This window comes from Streptomyces sp. KL109B (genome assembly GCF_030766935.1).
Lineage (GTDB): Bacteria > Actinomycetota > Actinomycetes > Streptomycetales > Streptomycetaceae > Streptomyces.
The window spans coordinates 580,046-595,241 of record NZ_JASERL010000006.1 but is presented as its reverse complement, the minus strand read 5'-3'; the positions used below and the strand labels follow the sequence as shown (position 1 = coordinate 595,241).

At 70.6% G+C, this 15,196-nt stretch carries 14 protein-coding genes; 5 read left to right on the top strand and 9 right to left on the bottom strand.

The window, feature by feature from the left end:
* Nucleotides 1-6 precede the first annotated feature (6 nt).
* Genes RBJ65_RS23425 through RBJ65_RS23415 form a run of 3 tightly spaced genes read right to left on the bottom strand, consistent with a single transcriptional unit; the run spans nt 7 to nt 2,285 of the window.
* The gene (locus RBJ65_RS23425) at nt 7-822 is read right to left on the bottom strand and encodes an acetoacetate decarboxylase family protein (protein ID WP_306319116.1); all 816 of its coding nucleotides are present in this window, start codon (nt 820-822) and stop codon (nt 7-9) included.
* Between the two features lie 10 nt (nt 823-832).
* Complete coding sequence (locus RBJ65_RS23420) at nt 833-2,056, bottom strand: NAD(P)/FAD-dependent oxidoreductase (RefSeq protein ID WP_306319166.1); 1,224 nt, start codon at nt 2,054-2,056, stop codon at nt 833-835.
* 40 nt (nt 2,057-2,096) lie between these two features.
* The gene (locus tag RBJ65_RS23415) at nt 2,097-2,285 is read right to left on the bottom strand and encodes a ferredoxin (protein ID WP_306319115.1); all 189 of its coding nucleotides are present in this window, start codon (nt 2,283-2,285) and stop codon (nt 2,097-2,099) included.
* Between the two features lie 233 nt (nt 2,286-2,518).
* On the opposite strand from RBJ65_RS23415, the gene RBJ65_RS23410 reads away from it, so the two are divergent.
* The 3 genes from RBJ65_RS23410 to RBJ65_RS23400 all read left to right on the top strand — a co-directional run bounded on the left by RBJ65_RS23410 (nt 2,519) and on the right by RBJ65_RS23400 (nt 6,142).
* Entirely contained in the window at nt 2,519-3,877 is a 1,359-nt protein-coding gene (locus tag RBJ65_RS23410) for a glutamine synthetase family protein (protein WP_306319114.1), read from the top strand.
* Between the two features lie 20 nt (nt 3,878-3,897).
* Nucleotides 3,898-5,184, top strand: a complete 1,287-nt coding sequence (locus tag RBJ65_RS23405; protein ID WP_306319113.1) for a cytochrome P450 — start codon at nt 3,898-3,900, stop codon at nt 5,182-5,184.
* A gap of 64 nt (nt 5,185-5,248) precedes the next feature.
* A complete protein-coding gene (locus RBJ65_RS23400; protein ID WP_372341277.1) occupies nt 5,249-6,142 on the top strand; it encodes a TIGR03619 family F420-dependent LLM class oxidoreductase in 894 nt (297 codons plus the stop codon).
* 14 nt (nt 6,143-6,156) lie between these two features.
* On the opposite strand, the gene RBJ65_RS23395 is transcribed toward RBJ65_RS23400, so the two are convergent.
* On the bottom strand, nt 6,157-6,384 hold the full coding sequence (locus tag RBJ65_RS23395; RefSeq protein ID WP_306319111.1) for a hypothetical protein: 228 nt from the start codon (nt 6,382-6,384) through the stop codon (nt 6,157-6,159).
* Between the two features lie 7 nt (nt 6,385-6,391).
* Between RBJ65_RS23395 and RBJ65_RS23390 the strand changes: the two genes are divergently transcribed.
* Nucleotides 6,392-7,465: an amidohydrolase family protein gene (locus RBJ65_RS23390; RefSeq protein WP_306319110.1), complete on the top strand. Its 1,074-nt coding sequence runs from the start codon at nt 6,392-6,394 to the stop codon at nt 7,463-7,465.
* A gap of 25 nt (nt 7,466-7,490) precedes the next feature.
* Here the strand turns inward: RBJ65_RS23390 and RBJ65_RS23385 are convergent, their stop codons facing one another.
* Nucleotides 7,491-8,969: an APC family permease gene (locus RBJ65_RS23385; RefSeq protein WP_306319109.1), complete on the bottom strand. Its 1,479-nt coding sequence runs from the start codon at nt 8,967-8,969 to the stop codon at nt 7,491-7,493.
* 242 nt (nt 8,970-9,211) lie between these two features.
* Nucleotides 9,212-10,432 carry a cytochrome P450 gene (locus RBJ65_RS23380; RefSeq protein ID WP_306319108.1) on the bottom strand — a complete coding sequence of 407 codons (1,221 nt, stop codon included), beginning with the start codon at nt 10,430-10,432 and terminating at the stop codon, nt 9,212-9,214.
* 97 nt (nt 10,433-10,529) lie between these two features.
* Here RBJ65_RS23380 and RBJ65_RS23375 point away from each other — a divergent pair, with 97 nt between their 5' ends.
* Nucleotides 10,530-11,180 (top strand): TetR/AcrR family transcriptional regulator, encoded by a 651-nt coding sequence (locus RBJ65_RS23375; RefSeq protein ID WP_306319107.1) that lies wholly within the window; start codon nt 10,530-10,532, stop codon nt 11,178-11,180.
* Here the strand turns inward: RBJ65_RS23375 and RBJ65_RS23370 are convergent.
* From RBJ65_RS23370 to RBJ65_RS23360, 3 genes are read right to left on the bottom strand one after another with little or no spacing between them, the layout of a single operon-like run.
* Nucleotides 11,143-11,619, bottom strand: a complete 477-nt coding sequence (locus RBJ65_RS23370) for a (2Fe-2S)-binding protein (RefSeq protein ID WP_306319106.1) — start codon at nt 11,617-11,619, stop codon at nt 11,143-11,145. The two genes, RBJ65_RS23375 and RBJ65_RS23370, sit on opposite strands and share 38 nt — an antisense overlap.
* Before the next feature lie 34 nt (nt 11,620-11,653).
* Nucleotides 11,654-13,933 carry a xanthine dehydrogenase family protein molybdopterin-binding subunit gene (locus tag RBJ65_RS23365; protein ID WP_306319105.1) on the bottom strand — a complete coding sequence of 760 codons (2,280 nt, stop codon included), beginning with the start codon at nt 13,931-13,933 and terminating at the stop codon, nt 11,654-11,656.
* An 8-nt stretch (nt 13,934-13,941) separates the two neighbouring features.
* Nucleotides 13,942-15,192, bottom strand: a complete 1,251-nt coding sequence (locus tag RBJ65_RS23360; protein ID WP_306319104.1) for an oxygenase MpaB family protein — start codon at nt 15,190-15,192, stop codon at nt 13,942-13,944.
* Between the last annotated feature and the right edge of the window lie 4 nt (nt 15,193-15,196).

Sequence of the window (15,196 nt, the reverse complement as noted above, 5' to 3'; positions counted from 1 at the left end):
TCAGGGCTACTCCGCCCCCGACGTCCCCGACGTCCCCGACTCCAGAAGCCGCCCCCCGTCCCACACGACCCCCACCTGCCGGTAGTACGCCGCGATCGGCTCCCGCACCTCAAGCCGCGCCAACTCCTCCGTAGGCGCCTCGAACAGCTCCAACTCGGCGTCGCCAACCCACGGTTGACCGCCCTCGAAGGCCGCCGCCCCGGACTCGATCAGCTCGTCCAGCGCGAGCCCCTTGCCCTTCTCGATGGAGGGCAACCAGCGATGGTGCGCCATCGGGTGACCGTTCACGAACCCGTTCGTCTCGGACGGCTCCCGCAGGGTGACGACGGCCTGGGCGAGACGCCGGTCGGCGGCAGCCAGCGTCGCACCGAAACGCGCACCCGCCTCGATGCGCGGAGCGGGCCCGTAGGGGTGGGGGCGGGTCTGGTGGATGGAGCCGAGCTTCTTCGGGTAGCCCTGATGGATGCCGCGGGCGACGGCGAAGTCCTTGTCGACCCAGATGTACACGCAGCGTGTGTACACCTGCCCCTTGTACTGACACCGGACGACCGCGAAGGCCTCCTTGTACTGGGCGAGCACCGGGTCGAGCAGCTCGTGCCCGTCGGTGGAGCAGGACTGCCAGTCGGCCCAGATGAGCGCGACGGCACCGGGGTCGTCGTCGGCCAACTCCAGCGGCTGCGGCAGGAGTTCCCGAACGCGAGCGGGATCGGTGCGGTACTCGACGGTGAGCAGATCGCCGGAGTAGCGCCACGGCGGGGACGGGATCAGCGAGGAGTCACCGGTCGCCGTCTTGGGGGTGAAGTATCCACGGACACTGGCCACTTGGAGTTCCTTACGCGGTGAGTACGGGCTGCTTCATCAGTTCGGCGCGGTACTTGGCGGCGGCCGCCGCGACCGCCTTGCCGCCGAGCGCGACGACCCCGACCAGGCGTCCGCCGTGGTGGTATCCGGCGAGTACGTCCCCTTCGGGGTCGCCGTCGAGGACGCGCACGTCGTCCTTGCCGAGGGCGGGGGCGCCGAAGGACTGGAGCCGGAAGTCGTGCTGGTCGCTCCAGAAGGTGGGCAGCGGAGCGAACGGGCCGACCGGGGCCTCGGTGCCGTCGAGGTGGGCGGCGAGCACCTTGGCCGCGTGCTTCGCGGTGTCCGTCGGGATGGACCAGTGCTCGACGCGGCGGGGCACGCCGTCGTAGCGGGCATTGGGGAAGCGGACGACGTCACCGACGGCGATCACGTCGGGGCGGCCCCCGGCGCGCAGGTGCTCATCGGTCAGGACACCATCGGCAAGGTCGAGGCCGTTGCTGTCGAGCCACTCCGTGTTGGCGACGGAGCCGACGGACTCCACGACGACATCGGCGGGCAGCACGGTGCCGTCGGCGAGGGCGACTCCGGTGACCCGCTCCTCCCCCGCGCCACCAGCACCCCGGCCCGCTCCCTCGAACCCGGTGACACCGGCCCCGAGCGCGAAGCGCACGCCGCGCTCCTCGTGCCGCGCGAGCAACGCCCGCGCCAGCAGCTCCCCGAGCGGCCCCACCATCGGCAACGGCAACGGATCGACGACCGTGACCTCGGCGGCGCCCAGCGCCACGGCCGTCGCCGCCACCTCGCACCCGATGAACCCGGCACCGACGACGACCACGCGAACTCCCGGACGGCTCAGGTCACTTCGCAGCGCTCGGGCGTCGTCGAGCGTACGTACGGTGTGCCGCCCGGCGGACGGTCCCGGGCAGGGCAGGCGGCGCGGGCGCATACCGGTCGCGACGACGAGACCGCTGTACGTGAGGGTGTCGCCGTCGTCGAGGGCGACGGCGCGGCGGTCGAGGTCGGCGCGTACGACCTTGGTTCCCAGGCGCCATTCGACGTCCGCGACGGCCGCACGGGGCCGGAACGCCAGCGACTCGAACGGGGCCTTGCCGGCGAGGACTTCCTTCGACAGGGGCGGCCGGTTGTACGGCATGTGGGGCTCGTCCCCGACGAGGGTGACGGGGCCCTGCCACCCCGCCGCCCGCAGTTGTTCGGCGGCGCGCAGGCCGGCCATGGAAGCGCCGGCGACGACGATCGGGGCGGTCGCCGGCTCAGCCCTCGACGCTGTCACCGGCTCAGCCCTCGATCCGGATGGCCTGGAGCGGGCACACGTCGGCCGCTTCCTCGACGTCGTCGCGGAGCGCGTCGTCGGGGTCGGGGACGTAGGCGAGGCGTCCGGCGTCGTCGAAGCTGAAGACGTCCGGGGCCGCGAAGACGCACTGGCCGTGGTCCTGGCACTTGTTCATGTCGACGACGACCTTCATGGCGGATCCTCCTGATACCGAGGGGCTTCGCAGTGGCTCGTTTGGCTTCAAACAACATAGGAACCGAGCACCCCCTGGTCAATACCTATCCACCTGGATAAATTTCCGGGACGGAACCCTTGCGGGATGCGCACCGGCCTCCATACCGTTTGCAACCAAACGAGCGAACGGCCCGCCGCCACAGCGCAGTTCGAGGCCGCCCCTCCCCCTCCACTCCCGCAGAGGAGACAACGGTGAGCTCAACCGACACCCCGCCGCCCGTCCGCGAGCACATGGAGCGACTGGCATCCGATGGCATCGACGTGGTCCGGGTGACGTATCCCGATCTCATCGGCACCGACCGCGCCCGTGACGTCCTCCTCGACCACCTTCCCGCGGCCTGCGACCACGGTCTCGCCTTCTGCCGCGCCGTCTACCACACCAGCCCGCAGGGCGATGTCGTCGATGTGTCCGGCGGTCTCGACGCGGGCCTGCCCGACATCTGCGTACGCCCCGACCTCGACACCCTGACCGCGCTGCCGTGGGAGCCGGGCGTCGCCACGTGCCTCGGCGATGTCACCGACCCGGCGACCGCGGGGCCCGCGCCCGAGTCACCCCGCGACCTCCTGCGCGCCGTCGTGGACCGGTGCGCGGAGCACGGACTGCGCCCGGTCGTCGGCCCCGAACTCGAATACTTCCTGTGCGAGCCGAGCGCCGAATCGCCGCAGAGCTGGCGCCGCTACAGCGAGGCGGAGGGCGTCGTCTACACGGCGGGCCTGCGCGCGGACGGCGACAACCACCTGCTCCGCACCCTCCGCCTCCTGCGCGATCTCGACATCGGTGTCAGCAACGGGAACCACGAATTCGACGGCGGACAGTTCGAGATCAATCTGACCCACTCCGCCGCCATGGACGCCGCCGACCGCTCCTTCCGGTTCAAGTCGGCCGTCAAGGAACTGGCGCGCAGGGAAGGCCGGTTGGCGACATTCATGGCCAAGCCGTTCAACGGCGTCGGCGGCTCCGGCTTCCATCTGCACCTCTCCTGTACGGACACGGAGGGCGGCAACACCTTCGACGACCCGTCAGGCCCGCACGGACTGTCCGCCACGGCCCGGCACGCCATCGCCGGAATCCTCGCGCACGCCCCGGCGCTCGCCGCCCTCGCCAACCCGACGGTCAACTCCTACAAGCGGTTCGGCCCCGACACACTCGCGCCGTGGCTGATCGACTGGGGTCTGGACAACCGCAGCGCCATGGTCCGCATCCCGCCGGAGCGGGGCAGCGGATCGCGCCTCGAACTGCGTCTCGGCGACGCGAGCGCCAACCCGTACCTGCTGATCGCCGGCGCGCTCGCCGCCGCCCTGCTCGGCGTGCTGGCCGCCGACGAGCCGCCCGCGCCGCTGGAGGGCTACGGCTACGACACCGCCAAGTCGGCGCCGCTGCCGCAGACGCTGCCCGAGGCGCTCGACGCCCTGGCGGCCGACACCGCCCTCACCGAGGTGCTGGGCAAGGACTTCACCGCTTCCTACCTCGCGTACAAGCGCGACGAGGTAGCGCGCTTCCAACGGCACGTCACCGACTGGGAGTTCACCGAGTACGCCTACCACCTGTGATGCCACGGAGGCCGCACACCATGACCCTCACCCCCATCGCGGGCGCCGCCGCCGAGCCGCTGCCGCTCGCCGACGTGAACCTCGCCGACCTGGACAACTTCACCGACGGCGTCACACCGTGGCGGATGTTCCACACCCTGCGCCACGAGGACCCGGTGCACTGGCAGGACGAGGAGGCCCCCAACTCCGGTTTCTGGGCGGTCACCCGGCACGCCGACATCGCCCGCGTGGACCGTGACGCGGAGACCTTCACGTCCACCAAGTTCACCAACCTCGAAGAGGTCGACGAGGACCAGATCAAGAAGCGGGCCTCGATCCTGGAGCTCGACGGCGTACGCCACCGCGCCATGCGCAGCCTGCTGCAGCGGCAGTTCGGCGCGAAGGTCATCAACAGCTACACGGACTTCCTGCGCGGCCTGACCGCGAGGACGCTCGACGCGGCGCTCGCGAAGGGCCGCTTCGACTTCGTGAAGGAGGTGTCGGCGGACTTCCCCATCAACGTTCTGGCCCGTCTCCTCGACGTGCCGCCGGAGGACAACCAGCAGCTCATCGACTGGGGCAACCGGATCATCGGCAACACCGACCCGGACTACGCCGACGTCCTCCTGGAGAGCGAGGAGAGCGAGAAGTACCGCGACCTCCCCTTCCGCTCCCCCGCCTCGCTCGAAGTCTTCGAGTACGGGCGGGAGTTGGCGCGGCAGCGGCGCGGTGGCGACGGCACGGACCTCGTCTCCCGCCTCGTGAACCAGACGCCGCGCGACGGAGTGCCGCTCTCCTCCCAGGACTTCGACAACTACTTCCTGCTCCTGGTGGTGGCGGGCAACGAGACGACGCGACACACCATCACGCACTCCATGCTGGCCCTGCTCCAGCACCCGGAGCAGCTGGCCCGCCTCCAGGAGGACCCCTCGCTCATCCCGACGGCGGTCGAGGAGTTCCTGCGCTGGGCCTCGCCCGTCTACCACTTCCGCCGCACGGCGACCCGGGACGTCGAGCTCGGCGGCAAGCGGGTCAAGGAGGGCGACAAGGTGGTGATGTGGTACGCGTCCGGCAACCGCGACGAGGCCGTGTTCACCAACCCGTACGACTTCGATGTGACGCGCGCCGACAACGACCATGTCACCTTCGGCAAGGGCAGCCCGCACCTGTGCCTGGGCAATCTCCTGGCCCGCACCGAGGTCCGCATCATGTTCGAGGAGCTGATCCCGCGCCTGTCCTCGATCCGCCTGACGGGCGACGTGCCGCGCGTGCGCTCCAACTTCGTCAACGGCATCAAGAAGCTGCCGGTGGAGGTCACCCTTGTCTGAGCCGACCCATCCCGACCAGGGGCGGCGCCCGCGCCTGACCCTCGTCCTGTCCGAGAACTGGACGATGACCGGCGGCCTCTGCGACCTCGACGCGCTGGTGCGCTGGGCGCGCGAGGCGGAGGACGCCGGGTTCGACGCGGTGATGCTCAGCGAACACATCGTGCTCGGCCCGGACTCGGGCGCGAAGGGTGTCATGCCGAACCCCCGCGAGTACGCCCTCCCCGGCAATCAGCCGCCGGACACCCCGTGGCCCAACTCGCTGGTCCTGCTCTCCGCGATCGCCGCGGTCACCGAGCGTATCCGGCTCGCGGCCGCCGCGATCCTGGCCCCGCTGCGCCACCCGCTGCTGCTCGCCAAGGAGTTGGCGACGCTCGACCTGCTCTCGCACGGCCGCCTCGTGGTGCTGCCGACGGTGAGCTGGAGCCGCGACGAGTACGCGGCGCTCCAAGTCCCGTTCGAGCACCGGGGCAAGCTCCTCGACGAGCATCTGGAGGCGTGGTCGGAGCTCTGGAAGCCGGGCCCCACCACCTTCCACGGCGACTTCTACCGCTTCGAGGACGCATACCTGGAGCCGGGCCCGTACCGCGAGAACGGACCCCAACTGTGGTTCGGCGGCGGTACGTTGCACAGCGCGCTGCTGCGCCGCATCGTCCGCCACGGACACGGCTTCAATCCGCTGGGCCGGCCCGCCCCCGGCGAGATGGAGAAGCTGGCCGCCGCCATGGCAGAAGCGGGCCGCGACATCAGGGAGTTGGAGCTCATCGGCGGGACGCGGGCCGTGTTCCCCTCCCCCGACGCGACCGCCGACCTGGACCGGGCACTCGCGGCCGTGCCCGAGCAGTGGGCGGAGGGGTTCACCAACTTCTGCGTAAAGCCGTCCCAGTTCACGGACGATCCGCACGCGGTGGGGGCGTTCTGCCGGGATGTCGTACGGAAGGTGGAGCGGCTCGTCGGCTGACGCGGCGTCCGCCGTCACCTGGCCGGCCAGGTGTCCCGGTCGGGGCGGGCCAGGAAGAGCATCGCCGCCGCGCCGACCAGGAGCAGCGCCCCGGTGAGCGCGAACGCCGCGTACAGGCCGGTGTTGCCGTCGGGTGCCGCGTCGACGAGGACGCCGACCAGCCACGGGCCGATGAGCGCGGACAGCTGGCCGAGCCCGAAGCCCGTGAGCAGCGCCACCGAGCGCTGCCGCACCGGTGCCATCTCCGCGATGGTGGCGAGGCCGGCGCTGACGTGGGTGGCCCAACACCACGGCTGGCGCGCGGTGTTCGCGGTGCTGGCCGTCGCCGGTGCGGTGTGGCTCGCGCTGTGGCTGACGCTGGGTGGCGTCGGCCCGTACGCGACGGCTCCCGCGCCACGCCCCGGCCGGGGCATGGCCGGCGTGGAGTTGCGCGGGATGCTGCGCAGCCGCACCTGGTGGGCGTGTGTGGTCGGCATGTTCGCGATGGCGTGGGGCGCCCACTTCCGGGTGCCGGAGTCCGCCGACCCGCGCCGCCCACGATTGCTCGGCGTCAAGATCTTCGCCGACGGGGTGCCCGCGCACGGCACGGCGTGGATGAACCGGACCTACGCGGACGGCAGCGGCCACGGCGGCCTGTGCCTGCACGGTGACACCACGGCCGAACAGGCGGCGGAGCTGGCCGAGATGGTGCGTACGGTGCACGCGGCGGGGTTGCAGGCGGGCATCCACGTCACCGGTGACCGGGCGATCGAGGCGGCCGTGGAGGCGCTGGCCGACGCCCTTCGGGAACAGCCACGCGAGGAGGCCGCGCGGCACTCTCTCATCCACTGCAACTTCCCGTCCCCTGCCGCGCTGCACACCATGGCCGAACTCGGCATCGGCGCCAGCATGAACCCCGGACTCCGTTGGCCGGCCTCCGACATGATCACGAAGATCCTGGACGCGGACCACGCCGAGCGGGCGTTCCCGCTGCGCTCGGCGCTCGCGGCGGGTGTGCGCACGACGACGGGCTCCGACGCTCCGTGTGTGGCACCGGACTGGCTGCGCGGTCTCTCCTCCGCGATGCTCCGCGACACCCGCGACGACTCGTCCCCGGTCGGCCCCGCCGAGCGTGTCTCCCTCGCCGAGGCCGTCCGCTCCTGCACCGCCACGGCGGCGTGGCAGGACCACGCGGAGGACTGGAAGGGCACCCTTGAGCCCGGCAAGGTCGCCGACCTGTGCGTGCTCGGCGGCTCACTCCTGAACACGCCGCCGCCCGAACTCCCCACGCTCCAGGTCGACATGACCCTCGTAGAGGGAGAAGTCGTACACACCGCCCAGTGACCCGACCGCCCGGCACCAACCGCCTTCAGCGCGTCTCGACCGGATCCGCCGCCCCGGTCGCCAGCACCGCGTACACCTCGGGCCGCCGCACCTTGAGCACGAGCCCGTACGCGACTCCCAGCACACCGCACACGACCACGAGACCCGGCAGCACCCACGCCAGCGGCGAATCGCTCTCGGCGCCGAGCAGCACCGGGAAGTTGTCCCAGATCGCCACGAACACCACGGCGAGCAGCACGCCCGACACCACCGGGGCGATCGCGCGGGACCAGAGCGTGGTGCCGCTCGCGTCGTGCCGTCGGAAGTGGACGACGACGGCGAAGGACGTGGCGGCGAGCAGCAGGATGACACCGAGCGCGCCGACGTTGGTCAGCCAGGTGAAGAGCGTGGCGACGGGGTCGAGGCCGAGGGCGGCGAAGACGATGACGACGACGGCCGCGAGCGCGCTCTGGGCGAGGGAGCCCATGTACGGGGAGCCGAAGCGCGGATGGGTGCGGCCGAGGCGTGCGGGCAGGGCGCGGTCCTGGCCGAGCACTTGGAAATAGCGGGCGACGGCGTTGTGGAACGAGATGAGTGCGGCCAGCATGCTGGTGATGAGGAACAGGTGGGCGAAGTCCGCGAAGAGCCCGCCGAGGCTGTCGCGGGAGAGTACGAACAGCAGGTCGGGGCCGTACTTCGCGGACATCGGCACCGCGTTGTCGGTGCCGGTGCCCACCACCATGGCCCAGCTGGTGAAGGCGTAGAAGACACCGATGAGCGCGACCGCGAGGTACGTGGCTCGCGGGACGGTACGCCGCGGGTCCTTGCACTCCTGACCGTAGATGGCACCGGACTCGAAGCCCATGAAGCCGGCGATGGCGAAGCAGGCGGCCGAGCCGACACCGCCGGTGGTGGCGGCGCCCCAGGTGAACGGCTCGGTGCTGAGCGGTTGGTGGGTGGTGACGATCTCGGCGATGTTGAAGACGAGGACGGTCAGTGTCTCGATGCTGAGCAGGGTCACCAGGACGCGCGCGTTGAGGTCGATCCGCAGAAAGCCGAGGACTCCGACGACGACCACGGTCACCAGCAGGATCACCCACCACGGCACATCGACGCCGGTCTTGGCGTGGATGAAGTCGGCCGTGGTGAAGCCGAAGAGCCCGGCGATGCCGACCTGCATGGCGTTGTAGGCGAGCAGCGCGACGAAGGCCGCGCCGGTGCCCGCGGCGCGGCCGAGGCCCGCCGCGATGTAGGCGTAGAACGCGCCGGCCCCGCTGATCCTGCGGCTCATCGCGGCGTACCCGGAGCCGAACACCATCAGGACGGCGGCGAGCCCCAGGTAGATCAGCGGTTGCCCGAGCACGCCGGTCACGGCGAGGGACTGCGGGAGCCCGCCGGCCGCGACGGTGAGGGGCGCGGAGGCGGCCACGACGAAGAACACGATCGACGCGGTGCCCAGGCGTCCCCCTTCCGCGGCGGTGGTACGGGGTGGGTCGGCGGTTTCGGCGATCGGGCCGACGGCCATGTCGCGCTCCTCACGTACGGGAAGCCGGGAGAGCCGGGGGAGTTCGGGGCGGAACAGGGCGTGCCGCGGCGCGGCGGCACCCCGGGGACGTACAGCTCCGCCGGGACCGGCAGGGAGATCATGCGGGCCCAAACGACTTCCCGACAAGGGTCCGGCACGGAAAACTCGCGCCGCCCTCCCCCTCGAAGCCCTTTCCGCTCCCTTCGACTCCCCTTCGCCCCGGTTCGTCGCGGGACCGGCCCTCACCCACGCCCGTCGAGGTTCACCCACAGACTGGTCGGCGCCCTGAACTCCCACCCGCGGAACTCCACCGGCCGCTCCGGCAGCAGCCGCAGCCCGGGGAACCGCCCGAGCAGCCGGGTCAGCGCGATCCGCATCTGCGAGCGCGCGAAGGCGTGCCCGACGCAGAAGTGCGGCCCGAACCCGAAGGGCATGCTCCGCCGCGAACGCCGGTCGAGCCGGAACAGCTCCGGCTCCTCGAACACCGCCTCGTCCCGGTTGGCGGAGGCGAGCACGGCGCTGACCTTGGCGCCGGCGGGCAGCCGCACACCACCCAGTTCGGCCGCCCGAGTCACCAACCGGGCCTGGGTCCCGATGGGTGACACCCAGCGGATCCCCTCCTCCACGGCCGTCCCGCACCGCCCCTCCGGATCGGCCAGCACGTCGGCGAGTTGCTCAGGCTCCGACAACAGCCCGTAGAGGGTGGACGCGGCGCCGTGTCCCGGTTCCTGCATGCCACCGAGGATGATGACAAGCAGCGAAGGGAGCACGGCCGACCGCTCGCGCGGCCCCCGTTCCCCCGCCGCGCCGTCGCCTTCGCGCCCCGACCAGAGCATGTGGGCGAGGGTGCTGTCGTCCGGCTCGCGCTCCATCCGGTCGAGCAGCGGCCCCACGGCGCCCAGCATCTCCCGCACAGTGGCATCGGAGACCTCCTGCCGCGCCGGATCGTGCTCGAAGTTGATGGCTCCCTCGGCAAGGCCCCGGAACCAGCGCCGTAGTGTTTCCGAGTCGAACTCCCCCATGCCCAGGACCTCGGCGAGAGCGCGCACCGAGACCGGCTCGAAGAACTCGGCCAGGAGGTCGACCTCTCCCTTCCCCTCCAGCGCCTTCAGCCGCTCGGCCACGATCGGTTCGACCAAGTCGTCGATGTAGCGGGCGACTTCGCGCGGCTTGTACTTCCCCTCAAGACTGCCGCGCAGCTCGCGGTGTGTCGCGCCGGCGGCGGTGAGGATGTTGGGCTCGCCGAAGGCGCGGTTGACGGGCGCGTCGGGCAGGGCGGCGGTGAAGGTGTCCGGGTCGTTGCCGACAGCGGCGACGTCGGCCCGCCGGGTCACCAGCCACAGGTCGACCGCGGGCACGTAACAGACGGGCGCCTCGGCGCGCAGCCTTCGGTAGACGGGATACGGGTCGCGCTCCAGGTCGGCGACGGTGACGGCGTCCGCGAAGTCCTGAATGACGGTCATGCCTAACTCCCCTTCTCACGCGCTGCGTTGAGTTGGTACGTTGAGTTGGTCGGTTGACCATGTCAATCGACCAAGTCGACCGTCAAGAGGTTGGATCATGGCTCATGTACCGGTGGCCGAGCGCCGCCGCCAGTTCGTCCGTGCCACGACGAAGGTCGTGACCGAGCATGGTGTGTCCGGGGCGACGACCCGCCGGATCGCCGAGGAGGCGGGCGCCCCGCTGGCCAGCCTGCACTACTGCTTCTCGGGCAAGGACGAGCTGATGGAGGCCGTGTACGACTACGTCGTCGGCGACTTCATCGGCGCCGTCAGGTCCGCGACGGCGGACTGCGTCGGCGTCGCGGACGCGGTGGGCGCGGCCTGCCGGGCGGCCTGGGCACGGATGGGCGAGGACCCCGAGGAGCAGGTCGCGACGTGGGAACTCGTGCTGCACTGGCTGCGGTTGCCCGGCGAGGCGGGAAAGAGTGGCGCCGCGTACGAGGCGTACGCGGCGGCGATGACGGAGATCCTGACGGCCGCGGCGGAGCGGGCCGGCGAGGGCCCGCTCCCGGAGGCGGAGACGCTGGCGCGCCTCGTCATCGCGGGCATGGAGGGGATCACCCTGCAGTACGTCGTCGGCTGCGACCGCAAGCGCGCCGACGTGTTGGTGAACACCCTCGTACGCGCGGTGGGTCTGCTCCGTGCGGACCCACCGCCTTCTTCTCCTGGCGCTACATCTTCGCCGCCCCTTCCCGGATCGCCTCCCTGATCCGGAAGTACGTGCCGCACCGGCACACGTTCCGGATGCCGTCGAGGTCGGCGTCGGTGATGGCGCGGCCCTCCTCCTTGGCGCGGCGGACCACGGCGACCGCGGCCATGATCTGGCCGGGCTGGCAGTAGCCGCACTGGGCCACGTCCTGGTCGAGCCAGGCCTGTTGCATGGGGTGCAGGTCGGCGTCGACGGTGTCGGCGAGGCCCTCGATGGTCGTCACCTCGTCGTCGGAGGCGAGCTCCTTGACGGGGATGGAGCAGGGGTTGACGGCCTTGCCGTTGAGGTGGCTCGTGCAGGCCTTGCAGACGTTGATGCCGCAGCCGTACTTCGGGCCTGTGACGCCGAGGATGTCGCGCAGCACCCACAGGAGGCGTACGTCGTCCTCCACGTCGACCGTCACCTGCTCGCCATTGACGCGAAAAGTGTGCTTGGGCACGGGGTTTCCAGTCTCCCTGATTCGTACGGGCAAGTCAGATGGCGTGGCTGAGGCCGTCCGTCGGCGACTGCGGCACCGGCGGGACGGTCGGCTTCGGGATGAAGAAGGTGGTGCCGTGGTTGATGGGGAAGGTCGTCGGCATCGTGCCGGTGGCCCGCCCGTAGGCGCAGGCGACCGCGGCCATGGACGCGGCGACCCCCAACTCCCCTGCCCCGCCCGGCTTTTCGCTCGTGTTCGGCATGACGATGATGTCGAGTTCGGGCGGGGTGTTCCACTGCCGGGTGTACGCGTAGTTGTCCCAGCTCGCTTCCAGGAAGTGGCCGTCCTTGAGGTGCAGGCTGGAGGTCAGGGTCTGGGCGATGCCGTCCATGAGGCTGCCCATCATCTGGGCTTCGAGTCCGCGCGGGTTGACGGCGAGGCCGACATCGACGGCGCACACCGCCTTGGTGACCCGTGGCCCGGTGACACCGTCGCGGATGGGCCGCTTGACCGTCTCGGGGCGGCAGTCGAGCTCGACGAGGACCGCGTTGGCCGAGTGGTACTCGGTGTGCAGGGCGATGCCCTGCGCGATGCCCTCGGGCAGCTCCCGCCCCCAGTCGCCGACCTCGGCGACCTTGTCGAGGACGGCGCGGGCCCGGTCGTGGTCCAGCATGTCGCGGCGGAACGCGAGCGGGTCCTTGCCCATCTTCGCGGCGAGCTGGTCGACGATGAGCTCGCGGGCGCAGGTCACGTCGGGCGAGTACACATTGCGCATGCTGCCGGTGTTGAAGCCCTTGTCCGTCTCGTTGAGGAGTCGGCTGTAGACCCCGAAGTCGTACGGCATGGACTGCGTGAGCTGGAAGAACGTCTCGGAGAACGTGAGGTCGGCGACGGGCAGCTTGGCCGCCACGGAGGTGAGTGCCTCGCCGAAGCCCATGCTCAGGTCGGTGGCGACGCCGGTGTGCCGCTGCTTGTAGCTGAGCACCTTGTCACCGGCGTAGGCGACCCGCACACGTGAGGTCGTCATGGGGTGGGCGCGGCCCTGGCGGGCGTCGTCGGCGCGGTGCCACATGAGGCGGACGGGCTTGCCCATCTTCTGGGAGATCTCGGCGGCTTCCTCCGTCGCGTCCCAGAACAGCTTGCGGCCGAAGGAGCCGCCGCTCTCCGTGACATGCACGGTAACGGCGGAGACGGGCAGTCCGAGGCGGGCTGCGATCGTCTGCTTCGCGACGATCGGCGACTTGAGGCCCGCCCAGATCTCCGCCCTGCCCGGACGGACGTCGGCTATCGCGCAGTTGGGCTCCAGGGCGCTGTTGCCCCGGAAGTGGAAGGTGAAGCTCGCCTCCACCGTCTTGCTCAACGGCGGCAGCCCCATGGGGAGTTCGGCGGCCTTCAGTTCCTTCAGGACCGTGTCGTCCGACTTGCCATCCGCCGTGCCGGGACGCCAGTCGACGTCCAGGGCGCGTACGGCGTCGATGCACTGCCCGAAGGTGCGGGCCCGTACGGCGACTCCGGTGGAGACGACCACGGCGTCCGTGACACCCGGCATGTCGCGCACCGCGTCGAGGTTCGCCACCGAGCGGGGCTTGCCGTTGATGGTGGGCGCGCGGCACACCATGGTGGGCAGGGCGTCGGGTACGTCGAGGTCCATCGCGAACTTCTTGCGTCCGGTGACGGCGGCGCGGGCGTCGACGCGGCTCTGGGCGGTGCCGATGACGGTGAACTCGTCGGCGGACTTGAGCTCCGCCTTCGCGCTCTGCGTCTTTCCGGCGGCGGCCTTCTCCGCGAGGTCACCGATGCCGATCGCCTTGCCTGCCGGGCCGAGGACGACGCCCGCCTTCAGCTTCAACTCGGTGACGAGGGCGCCCAGTTCGATGGCGGCGGCTTCGAGGAGCCGGCCACGCGCGATGGCCGCCGCCACCCGCACCGGGGTGTAGGTGGCGATGGTCGTGTTGGAGCCGCCGGTGAGCTGGTTGAAGAGGAGTTCGGGGCGGGCGTCGGCGAGTGTCACGTGCACCCGGTCGAGCGGGATGTCCATCTCCTCGGCGATCAGCATGGCCGTCGACGTGGTGATGCCCTGCCCGACCTCCGCGCGCGGCAGCGCGAAGGACACCGTGCCGTCCTTGTTGACCTGCACCGTGATGAGCGCGGAGGTCGGCGCGGCGGCGAGGGTCAGGGCGTCGTTGAGGTCGACGACTTCCGTGATGTCCAGGGACGGGAGGTTCGACGAGGCGGCGCCGGTGGTGGCCGCCGCCTCCTTCGCGGGTGCGAGCTCGGCCGCCGCGACCAGCGTTGGTGCCGCCAGTACGTAGCCGAGGAACTGTCGTCTGCGCATGCTTCCTCTCACTCCGGCCGGTTCATATCCGGAAGATTGATGGCGATCGGCTGCCCCTCGGCCAGGAACAGGAGCACAAACCGACGAATCGCCTCCTCCAACGTCCACATGACCGCCGGCACCCCGGGGATCGGAATGATCCCTTCACGGAAGGCAACTAGCAATGGCCAGGCACCAGCGATCAGAGGTTGCAGGATCGGCTCCTTGGACAGGCCGATCATGTCGCCGACCCGGTCGCCCAGCGTATACCTGGAGAATGCACTGATCAGCGGGCGGGTGAGGCCCAAGTCCAGTTCCGCGACGATGCCGAGGAGAACCTTCTGCAGCGCCTCGCCCTCGTCGGTGTGCGCGAGGATCGGGTCGAGGACCTGCTTGGACTGGGCGTTGGCGGCGTCCCATGTCGCCGGGATGTACTCGTCCTGTACGCCGAGCATGGACGCGCTGACCTGCCACACATGCAGATAGGCCGTGGCGTCGGCGTCGCTGACGCGCACCCCCCACTCCTTCAGCTTGCGCATGACGAACGTGGCGAGGCTGTGCCAGGTGACGAGGACGTCGGCCTGGCTGATCGGGATCTTCTGGCCGCCGCTGACCTGGTTCCACGCCGGGGACTGCGGCAGCAGGTGGCGTACGGCCGCGTGCACCATCCGCGTCTTGACGGCGGTGACGATCATAGAGCCCTCGGGCTTGTACGCGTCCAAGTCCCCGATGTCGTAGCCGAGTCTGGCGGTCTTGGCGATGCGGTCCTTCATGTCCGCGCCGCCCTTGGAGTAGTACACGGCGCGCGACTCGCGGGGAATGGCGGTGCTCATGAGCCCGCTGCCGAGGCCGTACAGGGCGCCGACGTAAATCCCCTTGGTCTTGCTGAACTTGGAGCCGCGGTCGAGCTTCGCGGTGTCCGCCCAGGACGGCAGCTTGCGGGCGTCCTCCATGAACTCCCGCAGATCCTTGGGCAGTCCGTCGGGCAGTGGCTGGTCGTTGCGCTTCCACTGCGCGAGCAGCTCGTTGACCTTGGCGACCTCGCCGCGCTTGAGGACTCCCGCGATCACCGGGTCGGCCTGCTCGTCCCACACCCACTCGGGGTCGACGCCGGCGCCGGAGCCCGCGATCGAGGTGGTCGGCGACCAGGTCCACAGGGACCGGGCGCTGGCCGGTGACGCGAGTCCGATCGCGCCGAAGGCACCCAACGCGCCGCCCGCCAGCAGCATGTTCCGCCTGCTGAGCCCGCCGTTCCCGCCTGCACCACTGTCTTTGCTCATCGCT

Excerpts from the sequence above, each read along its gene's own strand:
- RBJ65_RS23385 (WP_306319109.1), bottom strand. The coding sequence starts at position 8,969 with ATGGCCGTCGGCCCGATCGCCGAAACCGCCGACCCACCCCGTACCACC.
- RBJ65_RS23390 (WP_306319110.1), top strand. The coding sequence starts at position 6,392 with ATGGTGGCGAGGCCGGCGCTGACGTGGGTGGCCCAACACCACGGCTGG.
- RBJ65_RS23380 (WP_306319108.1), bottom strand. The coding sequence starts at position 10,432 with ATGACCGTCATTCAGGACTTCGCGGACGCCGTCACCGTCGCCGACCTG.
- RBJ65_RS23375 (WP_306319107.1), top strand. The coding sequence starts at position 10,530 with ATGGCTCATGTACCGGTGGCCGAGCGCCGCCGCCAGTTCGTCCGTGCC.
- RBJ65_RS23400 (WP_372341277.1), top strand. The coding sequence starts at position 5,249 with ATGACCGGCGGCCTCTGCGACCTCGACGCGCTGGTGCGCTGGGCGCGC.
- RBJ65_RS23395 (WP_306319111.1), bottom strand. The coding sequence starts at position 6,384 with ATGGCACCGGTGCGGCAGCGCTCGGTGGCGCTGCTCACGGGCTTCGGG.
- RBJ65_RS23415 (WP_306319115.1), bottom strand. The coding sequence starts at position 2,285 with ATGAAGGTCGTCGTCGACATGAACAAGTGCCAGGACCACGGCCAGTGC.
- RBJ65_RS23405 (WP_306319113.1), top strand. The coding sequence starts at position 3,898 with ATGACCCTCACCCCCATCGCGGGCGCCGCCGCCGAGCCGCTGCCGCTC.
- RBJ65_RS23365 (WP_306319105.1), bottom strand. The coding sequence starts at position 13,933 with ATGCGCAGACGACAGTTCCTCGGCTACGTACTGGCGGCACCAACGCTG.
- RBJ65_RS23360 (WP_306319104.1), bottom strand. The coding sequence starts at position 15,192 with ATGAGCAAAGACAGTGGTGCAGGCGGGAACGGCGGGCTCAGCAGGCGG.